Annotated in this window: 11 protein-coding genes; 4 read left to right on the top strand and 7 right to left on the bottom strand. The window is 59.4% G+C overall.

The features are described 5' to 3' along the window. The first annotated feature begins 12 nt into the window (after positions 1 to 12). From xseA to leuA, 4 genes are all read left to right on the top strand, one after another. Positions 13 to 1392 carry an exodeoxyribonuclease VII large subunit gene (gene xseA / locus BFQ03_RS13170; protein ID WP_032858286.1) on the top strand — a complete coding sequence of 460 codons (1380 nt, stop codon included), beginning with the start codon at positions 13 to 15 and terminating at the stop codon, positions 1390 to 1392. 3 nt (positions 1393 to 1395) lie between these two features. Further along, entirely contained in the window at positions 1396 to 2217 is an 822-nt protein-coding gene (locus BFQ03_RS13165; protein WP_032858287.1) for a peptidoglycan DD-metalloendopeptidase family protein, read from the top strand. Positions 2218 to 2448: 231 nt separating this feature from the next. Beyond that, complete coding sequence (locus BFQ03_RS13160; RefSeq protein WP_083204846.1) at positions 2449 to 6609, top strand: membrane-targeted effector domain-containing toxin; 4161 nt, start codon at positions 2449 to 2451, stop codon at positions 6607 to 6609. A 379-nt stretch (positions 6610 to 6988) separates the two neighbouring features. Further along, a complete protein-coding gene (gene leuA, locus BFQ03_RS13155; protein WP_032858288.1) occupies positions 6989 to 8668 on the top strand; it encodes a 2-isopropylmalate synthase in 1680 nt (559 codons plus the stop codon). A 173-nt stretch (positions 8669 to 8841) separates the two neighbouring features. Here leuA and BFQ03_RS13150 read toward each other — a convergent pair whose 3' ends face one another. The 7 genes from BFQ03_RS13150 to ispG all read right to left on the bottom strand — a co-directional run bounded on the left by BFQ03_RS13150 (position 8842) and on the right by ispG (position 16897). Further along, positions 8842 to 9633: an amidohydrolase gene (locus BFQ03_RS13150; RefSeq protein WP_032858289.1), complete on the bottom strand. Its 792-nt coding sequence runs from the start codon at positions 9631 to 9633 to the stop codon at positions 8842 to 8844. Next, on the bottom strand, positions 9621 to 10769 hold the full coding sequence (locus tag BFQ03_RS13145) for a pyridoxal phosphate-dependent aminotransferase (protein ID WP_032858291.1): 1149 nt from the start codon (positions 10767 to 10769) through the stop codon (positions 9621 to 9623). The genes BFQ03_RS13150 and BFQ03_RS13145 overlap by 13 nt, the downstream gene beginning before the upstream one ends. A gap of 146 nt (positions 10770 to 10915) precedes the next feature. Next, a complete protein-coding gene (der, locus tag BFQ03_RS13140) occupies positions 10916 to 12385 on the bottom strand; it encodes a ribosome biogenesis GTPase Der (protein ID WP_032858292.1) in 1470 nt (489 codons plus the stop codon). A 262-nt stretch (positions 12386 to 12647) separates the two neighbouring features. Beyond that, a complete protein-coding gene (gene bamB, locus BFQ03_RS13135) occupies positions 12648 to 13799 on the bottom strand; it encodes an outer membrane protein assembly factor BamB (RefSeq protein WP_032858293.1) in 1152 nt (383 codons plus the stop codon). Continuing rightward, positions 13792 to 14433: a YfgM family protein gene (locus BFQ03_RS13130; protein WP_065943316.1), complete on the bottom strand. Its 642-nt coding sequence runs from the start codon at positions 14431 to 14433 to the stop codon at positions 13792 to 13794. Before BFQ03_RS13130 ends, bamB begins: the two co-directional genes overlap by 8 nt. A gap of 41 nt (positions 14434 to 14474) precedes the next feature. After that, on the bottom strand, positions 14475 to 15764 hold the full coding sequence (hisS, locus tag BFQ03_RS13125; RefSeq protein WP_032858296.1) for a histidine--tRNA ligase: 1290 nt from the start codon (positions 15762 to 15764) through the stop codon (positions 14475 to 14477). 23 nt (positions 15765 to 15787) lie between these two features. Continuing rightward, positions 15788 to 16897, bottom strand: coding sequence for a flavodoxin-dependent (E)-4-hydroxy-3-methylbut-2-enyl-diphosphate synthase (ispG, locus tag BFQ03_RS13120; RefSeq protein ID WP_029298540.1), 1110 nt, complete (start codon positions 16895 to 16897; stop codon positions 15788 to 15790). Between the last annotated feature and the right edge of the window lie 2 nt (positions 16898 to 16899).

Here is a 16899-nt window from a genome sequence, read left to right as displayed (position 1 = left end):
AGATCTCCTCCCATGATTAAAGATCCGTTTGCCCGCCTGGGCCTGGACCGCGAAGTCCTGACTGTCAGCCAGCTCAACGGCCGTGCGCGGGTGTTGCTCGAAGACGTGTTCACCAATATCTGGGTCGAAGGCGAGATCTCCAACCTCGCCCGCCCGGCCTCCGGTCATGTGTACTTCACCCTCAAGGACAGCGGCGCGCAGGTGCGTTGCGCGCTGTTTCGCAATAACGCCGCGCGGGTACGCCAGGCGCTCAAGGATGGCCTGGCGGTCAAGGTGCGCGGCAAGGTCTCGCTGTTCGAGGGCCGTGGCGACTACCAATTGATCCTCGACACCGTGGAGCCGGCCGGCGACGGTGCGCTGCGCCTGGCCTTCGATGCGCTGAAGGAAAAGCTCAGCGCCGAAGGCCTGTTCAGTGCCGAGCGCAAGGTGCCGCTGCCGGCCCACCCGCGACGGATCGGCATTATCAGCTCACCGACCGGCGCGGTTATTCGCGACATCATCAGCGTGTTCCAGCGCCGTGCACCGAACGTGCAACTGACCCTGATCCCCACCGCCGTGCAAGGCCGTGAAGCCGTCGCGCAGATTGTCCGCGCCCTCAAACTGGCGGATGCCCGTGGTTTTGATGCGCTGATCCTGGCCCGTGGTGGCGGCTCACTGGAAGACCTCTGGTGTTTCAACGAAGAAGCCGTGGCGCGGGCCATCGATGCTTGCGTAACGCCCATCGTCAGTGCGGTCGGCCATGAGACCGATGTGTCCATCAGTGACTTCGTGGCCGACGTGCGCGCGCCAACGCCCTCCGCCGCCGCCGAATTGCTGGCGCCGGACTCCAGCAACCTGGTGCGCCAGGTCGATAGCCTGCACCGGCGCCTGGTGATGCTGATGCGCAATCGCCTGGTCCATGACCGCCTGCGCCTGGAAGGCATGGCCCGGCGCCTGCGCCATCCCGGCGAGCGTTTGCGCCAGCAGGCACAGCGCCTGGACGACCTGGATATGCGCCTGCGTCGGGCTTTCGAGCGCAATCTCAACACCCGGCGCGAACGCCTGATCCGCCTGGAAACCCGCCTGGCCGGCCAGCATCCGGGGCGGCAACTGGCGCTGCTGCGCCAGCGCCTGGACAGTCTCGCCGAACGCCTGCCGCGGGCCATGCGCGAAGGCCTCAAGGCCCGGCGCCTGCAACTGCAAAGCCAGGTGCAAACCCTGCACGTCGTCAGCCCGCTGGCGACCCTGGGGCGCGGCTACAGCATTTTGCTGGATGAGCGCGGCCAAGCCATTCGCGATGCTGCGCAAACCCATACCGGTCAGCGCCTTACTGCGCGCCTCGGCGAAGGCCAGTTGCAGGTGCGGGTGGAAGACAACCACCTCACCCCTGTCACCCTCTCTTTACTGGATTGATTCATGCTGCGTATTTCAAGTTTGCTGATGCTGCTGTGCCTGACCTTCACCGCCCATGCCGACAGCTACATCACCCGCGTGCTGAACAAACCGGTGCCGGGTGGCGTGGCAGTGGTCGAACTGGGCGCTGCGGCCACACCACCGAAAGCGACCTATCAGGGCAAACCGGTGCTGGTGGTCAAGGAACAGGACAATTGGCTGGCCATCGTCGGCATCCCGCTGACCATCAAGCCGGGCAACCACCAGATCAGCAGCGGCGGGCGCAACCTGCCGTTCATCGTCGGCTTCAAGAAATACCCGGAGCAACGCATCACCCTGAAGAACAAAAGCCAGGTAAACCCAGCGCCCGCACAACTCAAGCGCATCGAAAGCGAATTGGCTGTGCAGATCAAGGCCTACCGCACCTTCAGCCCGAATATCCCGAGCAACCTGGTGCTGGACAAGCCGGTGAACGGGCCGCTGTCGAGCAAGTTCGGGGTACGCCGGTTCTTCAATGGCGAGGAGCGCAACCCGCATTCCGGCCTGGACTTTGCGGTGCCCGCAGGCACGCCGATCAAGACCCCGGCCAACGGCAAGGTGATCCTGATCGGCAACTACTTCTTTAACGGCAATACCGTGTTTGTCGACCATGGCCAGGGCTTTATCAGCATGTTCTGCCATATGTCGACGATTGATGTGAAGGTGGGCCAGCCATTGGTACGTGGGGCCGTGGTCGGCAAAGTCGGTTCGACGGGCCGAGCAACCGGGCCGCATATGCATTGGAATGTCAGCCTCAATGACGCTCGGGTCGACCCAGCGATTTTTATCGGGGCCTTCCAGCCTTAAACACCTGACCTCACATACTGCAAAACATGCCGCGGCATTAAGCGGCAGACCTCTACGCAGCAACCTGCCCCCCTCTCAACGATGACTGCGCCGAATTCGGCGCAGTGCTCGGCCATGCTCTTACACTTTTTAAGGAACCCCCAGGGGTTGACTCATCACCCACTCCTCGAATTCCAGGGAAGACAACCTGCGCGCAAGGACACCTAAAGCAAGCCTTTTGGAGTTCCTTTGATGACTATCTCTGCACCTCAATCCATCACGCCCCAACCGTTTCTTGCCCCGACCCCCTCTGAAGAATCACCGCCGGCTCACCAGGCCAGCGATCCGGGCATCCCATCCGCAGTTACCAAGAGCCGCTCCTCCGTTAGGGGTCTGGACAATCTGTCAGTCAAGTCATCGGGCATAAGACCCGCTACCGCCCTGCGTAGCCCACTCTCGGACCACTTCAAGGTCGGCGACCAACAGTTACTGAGCGAACAGTACGCCACACTCGCGAACAACATGGCCGTACTGCAAGATCAACAACCCGGCTTCGCACATTTCCTGCAGGCACGGATAGCGCAAGCGTTTCCCAAACTGGCCCCTGTCGACCCGGACAGAATTTCCTTCAACCGATACCGTGGCGATACGTTGCTATCTTCAGAGCCCCTCATGAAGGCCCTCGGTAGGGCAATCAGGGAGATTCATGCCAATCCGGCCGAACGGTTTATCGAAGAGCCTGACGTCAGGGTCCAATTCACGACCCAACCCACCGCCACCGATACCCTCCAGGCCTCAGACTCACTGCACACCCTCGCCCGAGCTATTGCCAATGACTTTCCACGGGCACTCCTGGAATACTGGACAACACCCGGCCCGCCCAAAAGTCCACAGTCGCCCCTGGAACAACTGCTGTGGATGCACAAGCAACAACTATCGACCCTGGCAGCCCTGCGTGTGATGGACGGTACACTGAGCCCGGCGAGTAAACAGTTGGTCGACAGCGCATTGCGCTACCCCACACTCGAAGAACGGGAAAGCAACCTGCCCACCGGAACAAGGCCCGGCGTGTACCCCATCACCATTGATGATGGCAGCGAACACGGAGCGGCCTTCGCCGGTGCATTCATGATCACCAGCAACGATGGGTCATCGGCCGACACTCTGACATCACCGGGGAGCAACCGGGCAATCACGCTCAACGAGCAGAACGGTCCCGTGGTGCTCTATACGCCCAGCGAAGGTTTCGAGGAGTTCGCAACGCCAGCACTGCTACGCCAAGCCTTGGTGCAACGACTTGACAGTGGCGGCCCCGGCGCCGAACTGCTGAGGCAAAGCCTGCCGCTGCCGGTGCAAAACCGCGCCTCACCGCCGACGGGAGATGATCTGATGCTCGGGGCGATCCCCCTGGAGGGGGACGTGCTGGCCGAAGGGATACTTTTGCTGCTCAAGCGCCAGGCGACTGAAGTCGACACTGTCCTGACCAAGACCTTTACGTCTGACAACCCACCGGCCACCAACCCGTTACAGGATCCGAAGTTGATGGATGCCTTGGATGAAGCCGCAGACTGGTCAGCCCAAGTCGACGGCACCAACGCGATGCTCGTGCGGAACGAAAAGCTCGCCGAAAAAAAACAGCCGGACTGGTTGAGGAACCTCAGCCCCGCGCAAGAAACAATCTTTAATCACTTGGAAAGCAAAGAAGAAAAGAGTACCGCCAAACTCGCCTCTCTCATGGAAAAGATTCCAAGCCTGTCGAGCTTCTCCAGAACAAAAATGAATGGCGCCATCAAAAACGCCTACCCTCTGACAAATATGGATGCCAACCAATTGAAGGTAAAGGTGGTCACCCAAACACGTTTCCACCTCGGTCGCTCAGGTATTCCACAGCCCCCTTCAACCACAACGACCTACCTGTCATTGAGCGACCTGGCCCTGAAGAACCCAACCCACTGGGAAACAGGCGAGAGCAACAAGCACACCAAAACCACCATGATTCTTCCGCTGCTGGACACCCAGGGCTCCCCAATCCTGGATAGTCAGGGGCAGCCGGTCATTCTCGATACGCAACAACTCAAGATCCTGCTCAACGACGCAGATGTAGGCGGCGAATACACCAAGCTACTTGAGGGGCGCATGGCGACCGATGCAGAGTCCGGCCCCGCCGCAGACTTGCGCAATGCCTGGAAAGCCAACCACTCAGAGTTGATGGAGAAAGAAGCCTTCCTGGCGCAACTCAACCCTGACGGCTTCCAGGCCAAAGCCACCACGGATACCACCTCGAAACGGGGTGTACAGTGGATTCAAGCGATCCTTGATTATCCAGACCCGAGCAATCGCCCTCAGGTGGACGGGCAAAACATTGTCGCCAATACCCTGGCCCAACTTGGCCAGCCTGTGCGTGGCACGATGGTCATCGGCAACAACACCGATTCATCCCTGGTGCTCTACACACCGGGGGCTCCTGATGGGTTGTCGCTCCGTGAGTTGCCCAACCTGGAGGCTTTGACGACGCTGTTGGATAAGAAAGAATGGAAGGCCTACACCGCCAGCAGGAAATCACCGATAGAAAAAAACGACTTCGAAAAAACCACGGAGTCGATAAAAAAGTTCTCCCAGAGTCTTGGTTCCGATTTCGTCGAACTAGCCCATGCGACCGGCAATATTGGCAAGCGTCACGCTGGCCTCGCCACCCTTACGCCGATACCTACGAATATCCACGATGAGATGTACAGCCAACTGTCACGCTTGCTGATCGACAAAGCCGACTTTCAATCAACCAGCAGCGCAGAAGTGGCCACCCAATCGACACGTAACAAAATTATGTTTGGCATCGAAGTGGCTACGATTTTCCTGGACTTGCTCCCGGTTATCGGCCGCGGCGTTTCTACCGTGGTCAAGTTCGGCAATCGGTTAGTCAAGGCCGCGCTGAAAACCATACGGACCCATGCCTGGCAATTGCCCGGCGGACTATTGAACAAAGGTGTCCGGGCCCAACTTTACGCGGACTTTACCACCCACGCCTCAGGCCTTCCCCACGCACCGAGCGCCCCCTTGCGCCCAGTCTTCAGCACGGTCTCAGCGCCAACTGTACAGGCACCGTCGACCAGATCGCTATCGATACCAGGAGAGTTTGCGCCCAAGCCACCTATCCCTCCCGTCGTCCCTTCAACGAGCGTGGGCATCCGGTTTTCCCAGGTTCTGCCCGACGCTCCCACCGCTATCCCCATGCGAGACCTCAGCGCCTACAGCGTCCCCGAAGAAGTCCTCAAGGACATCCAACCCAGAGCCGACGGCATTTATCAGGCCGGCGAAAACTGGTACATCCGCTTCACCGACAGCACTGGAATCAACAAGCCTTATCAAATTGATTCAGCGTTCAAGGCCAGATATGGCCAGGTGAATATTGTCGACCCCAATGCACCGCTGGATGCGCCGAAAACCATCAGAAATGTGGCGTTCATGCAATCGACAGAGAGCGGGGAATGGCGGTTGAGTCAATTGCCGGGAGGAAACAGGCGAAAACATACACCGCCACTTGATGAGTATATGGACCGCGTGATCAAGGGCGTTGCAGCCGGTGACTTTAATGGAAACCCCGCTGTTACCGGACAACTGCGGCGCTGGTTCAGGCGAGACATGGATGAGTTTTACGCCAGCCAGGCCTCGGGCCAGATGCCTGTACGCCCTCTGCTTCAACCACTGGGCGCCAGTGACACACCCAAGAGCGTCATCCAGAGCACGCTGTCACAACCTGGCGTCAGGGGGCTGGTGTTCGGCGAAGTCCATGACGAACCGGTCGGTTTTCAGTTCCTGATCGATCAGATGCAGCACTTCAAAAATAACGGCGTCACTGTCATTTATCTGGAAAATGCGCCATTTCTGCAAGGCGCTCCCGGTTTTGGCTCCGGAGCCTATACCCCCGCTGATGCCGTGTACGCCTGGCCGCGATCTTATGAGCAGGCCTATACACCGAACAGCCCAACGTTCGCAGATGTCATCAAGGCCGCCGAGGCCCACGATATCAAGGTCATCGGCCTTGAACATCGTGAGTTGACCATGCATACAGACAACCTCAAATCCAGGATAAACAATGTACGTTTCACCGATGACCGTCTGGCAGAGTTCAACTATGCCGCCACGCAAATCATCAAGCAGACCCCGACTGGAGAAAAGTTCGTGGCACTGCTCGGTAAAGCGCATATCAACACTTATGACAATATTCCGGGTGTCTCTGAGTTGACGGGAGGCGTGGGAATTTCTCTCTCCCCGTCCATCAAAGGTACGACGAGCACAGTCAGCCACCCGCCCCATACCCCGCCGCCGCCACTGAAGATCATACGAGGCACCAGCATGCCGGAGCCTGTGGGAGATATTCATATCGACTACAACATCGACAAACTGACGCTCTAGCCGAAGACCGTCGTATTGGCAACGACCATGGGGTTTGAAAATCTCATGGTCTGCCGCCAAACCGATTGCGCACCTTAGAAATACAAAGCAATAAAAACAAACAAAGCAAAATATTCACACAATAAAATCTCGCTTATTTCATAAACGATGGAGTTTATCTCAATTTTTCCCAGCTGCTTGCCATCCTCCCTTCCCGCGGTTAGGGTTAAACCCATGAAAACCTCTCATACCCTCATTCAGCTTCGTCAGCACCGCAGCCTGTGCCTTGTCAGCGCACGACTGCCAGGCTGAATCGATCTGCCTCGTCCCCGATTTGCATCCCTAATAAACGCTTTCTGGCAGGCCGCCTCTTTTCGGCCCTACAACAAGGATTCTTCTGATGAGCATGCTCAAAGACCCGTCTTCGAAATACCGCGCATTCCCGACCATTGATATCCCGGACCGCACCTGGCCGTCGAAGACCATCACCAGCGCGCCAATCTGGTGCAGCTCCGACTTGCGTGATGGCAACCAGTCGCTGATCGAGCCCATGGATGCGGTGAAAAAACTGCGTTTCTGGAAAACCCTGGTTGCCGTCGGCGTGAAGGAAATCGAAGCCTCGTTCCCAGCCGCATCGCAAACCGACTTCGACTTCGTGCGCACCCTGATCGAAGACAACCACATCCCCGAGGACACCACCATCCAGGTGCTGACCCAGGGCCGTGAAGACTTGATCGCGCGTACGTTCGAATCCCTGCGCGGTGCCAAAAAGGCCATCGTGCATTTGTACAACGCCACCTCGCCGTCCTTCCGTCGTATCGTGTTCAACCAGGACAAGGACGGGATCAAGGCCATCGCGGTTGACGCCGCCAAGCTGTTCGTCAAGTACGCCGCCCAGCAGCCGGAAACCCAGTGGACCTTCGAGTACTCGCCAGAGACCTTCAGCGCCACTGAGCTTGAGTTCGCCAAGGAAGTGTGTGACGCGGTGATCGAGGTGTGGAACCCGACGCCCGAGCACAAGATGATCCTCAACCTGCCGGCCACCGTGGAATGCGCCACGCCGAACATCTATGCCGACCAGATCGAATGGTTCGGTCGCCATATCAACCGTCGTGACAGCGTGATCATCAGCCTGCACACCCACAACGACCGTGGCACTGGCGTCGCCGCCACCGAGCTGGGCCTGATGGCGGGTGCCGACCGTGTCGAAGGCTGCCTGTTCGGCAACGGCGAGCGTACGGGTAACGTCGATCTCGTCACCGTGGCGCTGAACCTCTACACCCAGGGCGTAAACCCTGAGCTGGACTTCTCCGACATCGACGGCGTGCGCAAAGTGGTCGAGGAGTGCAACCAGATCCCGGTACACCCACGTCACCCGTATGTTGGCGACCTGGTCCACACCGCATTCTCCGGCTCCCACCAGGACGCGATCCGCAAGGGCTTCGCCCAGCAGAAACCGGATACCTTGTGGGAAGTGCCGTACCTGCCAATCGACCCGGCCGACATTGGCCGCAGCTACGAGGCGGTGATCCGCGTCAATAGCCAGTCGGGCAAGGGCGGTATCGCTTACCTGCTGGAACAGGAATATGGCATCAGCTTGCCACGCCGCATGCAGATCGAGTTCAGCCAGGTGGTACAGGCCGAAACCGACCGCGTAGGCCTGGAGATGACTGCCTCGCAGATCCACGCGCTGTTGCAGCGTGAATACCTGCAAGCCAATACCCCGTACGCGCTGGTCAGCCACCGCTTGCAGGAAGAAAACGGCAACAGCTCGGTAGAAGTTGAAGTCTCCGGCAAGGGCCAGGGCGAAACCAACCTGCGCTGGCACGGCAAGGGCAACGGCGCACTGGAAGCGTTGGTGGCCGGCCTGCCGATTGGTGTCGAGATCATGGACTATAACGAACATGCAATCGGCGCGGGGACTAACGCCAAGGCCGCGGCCTACATCGAGCTGCGCGTGAATGGCGAGCGTCCGGTGCATGGCGTGGGGATCGATGAAAACATCACCACGGCCAGCTTCAAGGCGGTGTTCAGTGCGCTGAACCGGTCGTTGAGCCAGTTGGAAGCGAAAGCGGCGTAACAGCCTGCCGCAATGCAAAAGGCCCCTGGGTGAGAACCCAGGGGCCTTTTACTTTGGAGTGGTGGTTATGCTGATGGCCTCATCGCGGGCAAGCCCGCTCCTACAGGGGAATGCATTCCAAATGTGGGAACGGGCTTGCCCGCGATAGCTATCTCCCATACACCAAAGATTTATCAGACAAACTGAAAGGCATCGGCATCCAGATTCGCCGGAAACTTCTGGCGATACTCCGCTAACTGCGCCGCCTCCAGGCACACCTGAAACACCCCGTCCGCCTCCCCTGCGCTCAACAGGCTTTCACCCTGAAAGTCCAGGACCTGGCTGTCGCCCGTGTAGGCAAAACCCTTGCCGTCGGTGCCTACCCGGTTCACCGCCGCCACATAGCACAGATTCTCGATAGCCCGGGCCGGTAACAGGCGGTTCCAGTGCTGGCGCCGGGCGCCCGGCCAGTTCGCGGTGTACAGCAGCAGGTCGGTGTCCTGGGCATCACGGCTCCACACCGGGAAGCGCAGGTCGTAGCAGATCAGCGGGCGAACTCGCCAGCCCTTGAGTTCGAACTGCACCTGACGCTCGCCAGGGGTGTAGTGATTGTGCTCGCCCGCCATGCGAAACAGGTGGCGCTTGTCGTAGTGCAGCACCTCACCATCGGGCCGCGCCCACAACAAGCGATTACGGTGGCTGCCATCAGCGGCCTGGATAATCACACTGCCGGTGATCACCGCGTTGTACTTCTGCGCCTGGGCCTTGAGCCACTCATGGGTCGGGCCGTTTTCGGCTTCGGCCAGCAATTGGGACTCCATGGAAAAACCAGTGGTGAACATTTCCGGCAGCACGATCAAGTCGGCGCCCCTGGCCTGCTCCAGCAGCAACTCGAAATGCTCCAGGTTGGCCTGGCGGTCATGCCAGGCAAGGGTGGTCTGTACCAGGGCGATGTTCAGGTCGGGTAACGCACTCAGATCACGCATAGTTTCTCGGCTGCTTGGCGCAGCGTCTCCTCGCGTTTGGCAAAGCACAGGCGCACCAGGCGCTGGCCCTGGGGTGGGTTCTGGTAGAACACCGAGACCGGAATCGTCGCCACGCCATGCTCGCGGGTCATCCATAGCGACATGGCCACGTCGTCCAGGTCCGGGCGAATCTGTGAGTAATCCACCAGTTGAAAGTAAGTACCGGTCACCCGCGTGAAACTGAAACGCGAGGGCGCCAACAAATCACAGAACAGGTCGCGCTTGGCCTGGTAAAAGGCCGGTAACTCTTCGACGTGCTCCGGGTGCTCGGCCATAAAATCGGCCAGGGCGTACTGCAACGGCGTCACCCCGCAGAAGCTGACGTATTGATGCACCTTGCGCAACTCCGCGCTCAAAGCTGCTGGTGCGACGACATAGCCGGTCTTCCAGCCAGTGACGTGATAGGTCTTGCCGAAGGAGCTGACCACGAACGCGCGCTGATACAACTCTTCGTGGGCCAGAACGCTGACGTGGGGCACGCCATCGAATACCAGGTGTTCGTAGACCTCATCGCTGACCAGATAGATATCGCGGTCACGGATCAGCTCGGCCAATTGGTCCAGCTCCGCACGACTGATCAGGGCGCCGCTGGGGTTGTGCGGGGTATTGAGGATGATCATGCGTGTGCGCGGTGACAGCACAGCCTTGATCTGCTCGAAGTCCAGGCTGAAGTCCTCCTGCCCCAATTGCACATGTACGCAACGCCCACCGGCCAACTCCACCGCTGGCTCGTAGCTGTCGTAGCACGGATCGAAGACGATGACTTCATCACCACTGCGGATCACCGCCTGGATCGCACAGAAGATCGCCTGGGTGGCGCCGGGGGTGATGGTCACTTCGCTGTCGGGATCGACCTGCACGCCATAGCTGCGGGCGATCTTGGCCGCCACTTGCTGGCGCAGGGCCGGCAAGCCGGTCATCGGCGCGTATTGGTTGTGGCCACTGGCAACGTGCTTGCCCACCGCATCGAGCAAGGCCTGGGGGCCGTTGAAATCGGGGAAGCCCTGGGACAGATTCAGCGCACCGGTTTGCGCAGCGAGTTGCGACATGGTGGTGAAGATGGTGGTGCCGACGTTCGGCAGCTTGCTGGTGATCATTCGGTGGGCCCCTGACGGTGAGTTACAAGTTGTAAGCTGCAAGCGCCGAGGGGTCAATCGTGAGGCACAAAAAAGGGCTCATTCAGAGCCCCTTCTTGGGTAACGCCTATCTTATGTAGAAGCTGGCAAGCCGGCTCCTACAGGGATCAGCGGCGGTCTTTACGCTTTTTGTCAGCCTTCTTGTTGTGGCTCATCAAGCGACGTTTCTTGTTCACTTGGCGATCAGTCAGGCTGTTCTTGTTGCCTTCGTACGGGTTATCGCCACCTTTGAACTCGATGCGGATCGGCGTACCGACCAGCTTCAAGACACGGCGGTAGGTGTTTTCCAGGTAACGCACGTAGGACTTTGGCACCTTCTCGATCTGGTTACCGTGGATCACGATAATCGGCGGGTTGGCACCACCCAAGTGGGCATAACGCAGTTTGATCCGGCGGTTGTTGACCATCGGCGGCGCGTGCTCGCCAACTGCATCCTCAAGGATCTGGGTCAGGCGGTTGGTTGGCCAGCGGGTAACCGCGGACTTGAACGAGTTCTGTACCGACGCGTAGAGGTTGCCCACACCGGTGCCGTGCAGCGCCGAGATGAAGTGGATATCGGCGAAGTCGACGAAGAACAACCGGCGCTGCAACTCGACTTTGACGAAGTCACGCTCGCTCGGGGTCATGCCGTCCCATTTGTTGATCGCGATCACCAATGCCCGACCGGCCTCCAGGGCAAAGCCCAGCAGGTTGAGGTCGTGGTCGACCACGCCTTCGCGGGCGTCCATGACGAAGATCACCACGTTGGCGTCTTTGATCGCCTGCAGGGTTTTGACCACCGAGAACTTTTCGACTTCCTCGTGGATCTTGCCGCGCTTGCGCACACCGGCGGTGTCGATCAGCGTGTACTTCTCGTCGTTACGCTCGAACGGGATGTAGATGCTGTCACGGGTCGTGCCTGGCTGGTCATAGACGATGACCCGGTCTTCACCGAGCATGCGGTTGACCAGGGTCGACTTGCCGACGTTCGGACGGCCAATGATAGCGATCTTGATGCCGTCTTTTTCGCTTGGGCCAGGAATGCGCTTGGCTTCCTCACCTTCGGCAACGACTTCTTCTTCGCCTTCAACTTCTTCGTCGTCATCCTTGGGGAAGTCGCGCAGGGCGATTTCCAGCATCTGGGTGATGCCGCGACCGTGGGCACCGGCGACCGGGATCGCGTCGCCCAGGCCCATCGGGCTGAATTCGGCTCGGGCCGCCTCAGGATCGATGTTGTCGATCTTGTTGGCGATCAGATAGGAACGCTTGTTGCGCTTGCGCAGGTGCTCGCCAATCATCTGGTCGGCAGCGGTGTAGCCCGCGCGGGCATCCACCAGGAACAACACGACATCGGCTTCTTCGATGGCCAGCAGCGACTGCTCGGCCATTTTTTCATCCATGCCATGCTCGTCACCGGAGATACCACCGGTGTCGACAATAATGTAGGAGCGCCCTTGCCACTTTGCCTCACCGTATTGGCGATCACGGGTCAGACCGGACAAGTCGCCGACGATGGCGTCGCGAGTCCTGGTCAGGCGGTTGAACAAGGTGGACTTGCCGACGTTAGGTCGGCCCACCAGGGCGATTACGGGAACCATGCGGCTCTCCACTGCGTTATTTCAGAAAATACAAAAGCCGCTGCAAGGCAGCGGCTGGTGCTCGGGGCGGCATTTGAAATGCCACATGCCCTGCACAACACTGATCACTGTAGGAGCGAGCTTGCTCGCGAAGAACGTTAACGATAACGCGTTTAACCTGATTAAACGCGTGCTCCTCAGGTCCTTCGCGAGCAAGCTCGCTCCTACAAAAAGCAAAAAGCGTTGTAGCAGGGCCGCCTGGGGGTTACCCCAAGCATAGTTCTTACTTGATGGTCAGGGCTTCCAGCTTGCCGCTGTTACCAAACACATAAAGCATGTTGCCTACTACCAGCGGACGCGCACGCAGGCCGTCGCTGTCGATACGTTCACGGCCGACAAAGCGACCATCCACCTGGCTCAGCAAGTGCAGGTAACCTTCCAGGTCGCCTACCGCTACATAGCTGGAGAACACTTCCGGAGCCGACAGTTGACGACGAGCCAGCGAGTCGTTGCTCCACAGGGCTGTGGTGGAACGCTCATCGACGCTTTCAACGGTACCGGATGCCAGGCTCACGTAGACGCTGCCAAACCCTTGGGCGACACCGGCGTAGCTGGAAGCATCACGCTGCCAGAGGACGCGGCCGCTTTGCAGGTCCAGCGCCGCAACACGGCCCTGGTAAGTGGCGACGTACAGGGTTTCACCCGACAGCAGCAAGCCGCCGTCGATGTCCACGACACGGTCCAACTCGGAACGACCTTGCGGAATGGCGACCCGCGATTCCCAGGCCGGCACGCCGTTCTGGGTATCCAGGGCGACCACTTTACCGGTCGAAAGGCCAGCCAGCGCCAGGTTATTGGTCACAACCGGACCACTGGTACCGCGCAACGTCAACACCGCAGGGGTGCTGTCGTACAGCCAGCGCTGCTCACCGGTGTTGGCATCAAGGCCGATAACACGGTCATCCTGGGTCTGCACCACGACGATATCGCCGTTGGTGGCAGGCGGTGCGAGGACTTCACTGGTCACGCGAGCGCGCCATTTCTCTTCACCGTTGCTCGAATCCAGGGCCACGACTTCGCCCTTGAGCGTGCCGATCATCACCATGCCGTAACCCACGCCGACGGCGCCGGAAACAGGCAGTTCGAGATCCTTCTTCCACTTGACGTCGCCGTTCATGCGATCCATGGAGATCACAACACCCGTCACGTCAGCGGCCACAATGTTGTCACCGTCAATTGCCGGTACCAACATGTTGTAGGTGTCGCCCTGACCGTCACCGATGGAGCGGCTCCACTGCTTTTGCAGGACCACTTCTTCCTTGAAGCTGGTCAGCTCGGCCGGAGGCAGTTCTTTTTTGCTGTTGCTGCTGCAACCCGCGGCCAAAACGGCCAGAGCCAGCAATGCTGCATGTTTCCAACGGATCACGTCACGCATCCCCTTTGGCCAGGTCGTCCAGCTTGATTTGTAAGCCACCGACCGCTGCTTCATCAGACAGCGCAGCCTTGGCTTTTTGGTACGCAGCATTGGCTTCGTCGGTACGACCCAATTGGACCAGCAGGTCGCCCTTGAGCTCTTCGCGAGTGGCTACAAATGCCTTGTCAGCATCGCCGTCGAGCAGTTTCAATGCTTCGTCGGCCTTGTTCTGTGCAGCCAGGACCTGGGCCAGGCGCTGACGTGCGATTTCACCCAGGGTCGGGTTGTTCGGCTTGTCGGCGACGGCTTTGAGCTCGGAGGCTGCGTCATCCAGCTTGCCGGTATCGACCGCGACTTTCGCGACGAATAGGCTGCCGTATTGGGCGTAGGTGCTACCGCCAAATTCGTTTTTCAGCTTGCCGGCCAGGTCCGCCACTTGGGCAGGGTCAGGCTTGCCAGTGGGCGTCAGCGTGGTTTCCAGCAGTTGCTGATAGAGCATCGAGGCGCCTTGCGACTGATTGCCCTGATATTTCTGGAACGCCTGCCAGCCAAACACCACTACCAGCGCCAGCAGGCCGCCAGTGACCAGGGGTTTGCCGTTACGCTGCCACCAGTCTTTGAACTCGGCCAGATGCTCATCTTCAGTACTCGACACCCCAATACTCCTTAATCGCTAAATTCGGCTGTTTGACAGCTTCAACCCTGCACGATGCAGGTGGCCAAGTGCGCTGCTAGCGCATCAAAGGCAATGCTTTGTTGTTCGCCCTGGCCACGCAGGGGTTTGACACTTACCACTTGCTGGGCCAGTTCATCATCACCCAGGATCAGCGCGTACAACGCACCGCTCTTGTCGGCTTTCTTGAATTGGCTCTTGAAGCTGCCAGCGCCGGCATTGACCTGCAGGCGCAGGCTCGGCAGTTGGTCGCGTAACTGCTCGCTCAAGGCCAGGCCAGCCAGTTCGGCCGCCTCGCCAAAGGCGCACAGGTACACGTCCACCTGACGGGAAATTTCTTCGGGGATCTGCTCCAGGGTTTCCAGCAGCAGGATCAGGCGCTCGATACCCATGGCAAAGCCAACGCCCGTGGTGGGTTTGCCGCCCATCTGCTCGACCAGGCCGTCATAGCGACCACCGGCACACACGGTGCCCTGGGCGCCGAGCTTGTCGGTGACCCATTCGAATACGGTCTTGCTGTAGTAATCGAGGCCACGCACCAACTTGGGGTTGATCACGTAGGGAATACCGGCCGCATCCAGGCGAGCCTTGAGGCCCTCGAAATGCGTGCGGGATTCGTCGTCCAGGTAGTCGGCCATTTTCGGCGCGTCGACCAGGATGGCCTGGGTGTCGGCGTTCTTGGTATCCAGGACGCGCAACGGGTTGGTCTTCAGGCGGCGCTGGCTGTCTTCGTCGAGCTTGTCCAGGTGCGCGGACAGGAACTCGACCAGGGCTTCGCGGTAGCGGCCACGGGATTCACTGGTGCCCAGGCTGTTGAGTTCAAGCTTGACCGCGTCGCGGATACCCAACTGGCCCCACAGGCGCCAGGTCAGCACGATCAGCTCGGCGTCGATGTCCGGACCATCGAGGTTGAACACTTCGCAACCGATCTGGTGAAACTGGCGATAACGGCCTTTCTGCGGGCGCTCGTGGCGGAACATCGGGCCGATGTACCACAGCTTCTGAGTCTGGCCACCACCGGTGATGCCATGCTCAAGCACGGCGCGCACGCACGCGGCGGTACCTTCCGGACGCAGGGTCAGGGAGTCGCCGTTGCGGTCTTCGAAGGTGTACATCTCTTTTTCGACGATGTCGGTCACTTCACCGATGGAACGCTTGAACAGCTCGGTGAATTCGACAATCGGCATGCGGATCTGCTTGTAACCGTAGTTATCCAGCAGGCGCGCGACCGTGCTCTCGAAATAGCGCCACAGGGGCGTCTGTTCGGGCAGGATGTCGTTCATGCCACGGATGGCTTGCAGAGACTTGCTCACATCAAATCCTTAAATTCGTTCAATCAGCCGCGAGCGATCAGCGCTGCGTCTGCGGCGACCTTCTCGGCCGCTTTGTCGCGGATCAGCTTTTCCAGCTGATCCACCAGATTGTCATTTGTCAGCTTCTGCGACGGCTTGCCGTCGATGTAAATCAGGTTCGGGGTACCGCCGGTCAGGCCCACATGTGCCTCTTTGGCCTCACCTGGCCCGTTGACCACACAACCGATGACTGCGACATCCAGCGGCACCAGCAGGTCTTCCAGGCGTACTTCCAACTCGTTCATGGTTTTCACCACGTCGAAGTTCTGCCGCGAGCAGCTCGGGCAGGCAATAAAATTGATGCCACGGGAGCGTAGATGCAGGGATTTGAGAATGTCGTAGCCGACTTTCACTTCCTCTACCGGGTCCGCCGCCAGGGAGATGCGAATGGTATCGCCAATCCCGTCGGCCAGCAGCATACCGAGACCTACCGCAGATTTCACTGTGCCTGAACGCAAACCACCGGCTTCGGTGATGCCCAGGTGCAACGGCTGCACGATTTCCTTGGCCAGCAGGCGGTAGGCTTCTACCGCCATGAACACATCGGAAGCCTTTACGCTGACCTTGAAGTCCTGGAAATTCAGGCGTTCGAGGTGCTCGACGTGGCGCAGCGCCGACTCAACCAGGGCCGCCGGAGTAGGCTCGCCATATTTCTTTTGCAGGTCTTTTTCCAGGGAGCCGGCGTTGACGCCGATACGAATCGGGATCCCGCGATCACGGGCAGCATCGACCACGGCACGCACCCGGTCTTCGCGACCGATGTTGCCCGGGTTGATCCGCAGGCAGTCGACGCCCAGTTCGGCCACGCGCAGAGCGATCTTGTAGTCGAAGTGAATGTCGGCGACCAACGGCACCTTGACCAGTTGCTTGATGCGGCCGAAGGCTTCGGCGGCGTCCATATCCGGCACGGAAACCCGCACGATATCGACGCCCGCAGCTTCCAGGCGGTTGATCTGGGCCACGGTGGCAGCCACATCATTGGTGTCGCTATTGGTCATGCTCTGTACGGCAATGGGGGCATCGCCACCCACCGGCACCGAGCCGACCCAGATCTTGCGCGATACGCGACGTTTGATTGGAGATTCGCCGTGCATGA

Origin of the sequence: Pseudomonas sp. 25 R 14 (assembly GCF_900004755.1) — a bacterium.
Taxonomy (GTDB): Bacteria; Pseudomonadota; Gammaproteobacteria; order Pseudomonadales; family Pseudomonadaceae; genus Aquipseudomonas; species Aquipseudomonas brenneri.
The sequence above is the reverse complement of the archived record's forward strand: the minus strand, read 5'-3'. Positions and strand labels throughout refer to the sequence as shown.

Excerpts from the sequence above, each read along its gene's own strand:
- BFQ03_RS13150 (WP_032858289.1), bottom strand. The coding sequence starts at position 9,633 with ATGCGTGATCTGAGTGCGTTACCCGACCTGAACATCGCCCTGGTACAG.
- der (WP_032858292.1), bottom strand. The coding sequence starts at position 12,385 with ATGGTTCCCGTAATCGCCCTGGTGGGCCGACCTAACGTCGGCAAGTCC.
- BFQ03_RS13160 (WP_083204846.1), top strand. The coding sequence starts at position 2,449 with ATGACTATCTCTGCACCTCAATCCATCACGCCCCAACCGTTTCTTGCC.
- ispG (WP_029298540.1), bottom strand. The coding sequence starts at position 16,897 with ATGCACGGCGAATCTCCAATCAAACGTCGCGTATCGCGCAAGATCTGG.
- xseA (WP_032858286.1), top strand. The coding sequence starts at position 13 with ATGATTAAAGATCCGTTTGCCCGCCTGGGCCTGGACCGCGAAGTCCTG.
- BFQ03_RS13145 (WP_032858291.1), bottom strand. The coding sequence starts at position 10,769 with ATGATCACCAGCAAGCTGCCGAACGTCGGCACCACCATCTTCACCACC.
- bamB (WP_032858293.1), bottom strand. The coding sequence starts at position 13,799 with ATGCGTGACGTGATCCGTTGGAAACATGCAGCATTGCTGGCTCTGGCC.
- BFQ03_RS13165 (WP_032858287.1), top strand. The coding sequence starts at position 1,396 with ATGCTGCGTATTTCAAGTTTGCTGATGCTGCTGTGCCTGACCTTCACC.
- leuA (WP_032858288.1), top strand. The coding sequence starts at position 6,989 with ATGAGCATGCTCAAAGACCCGTCTTCGAAATACCGCGCATTCCCGACC.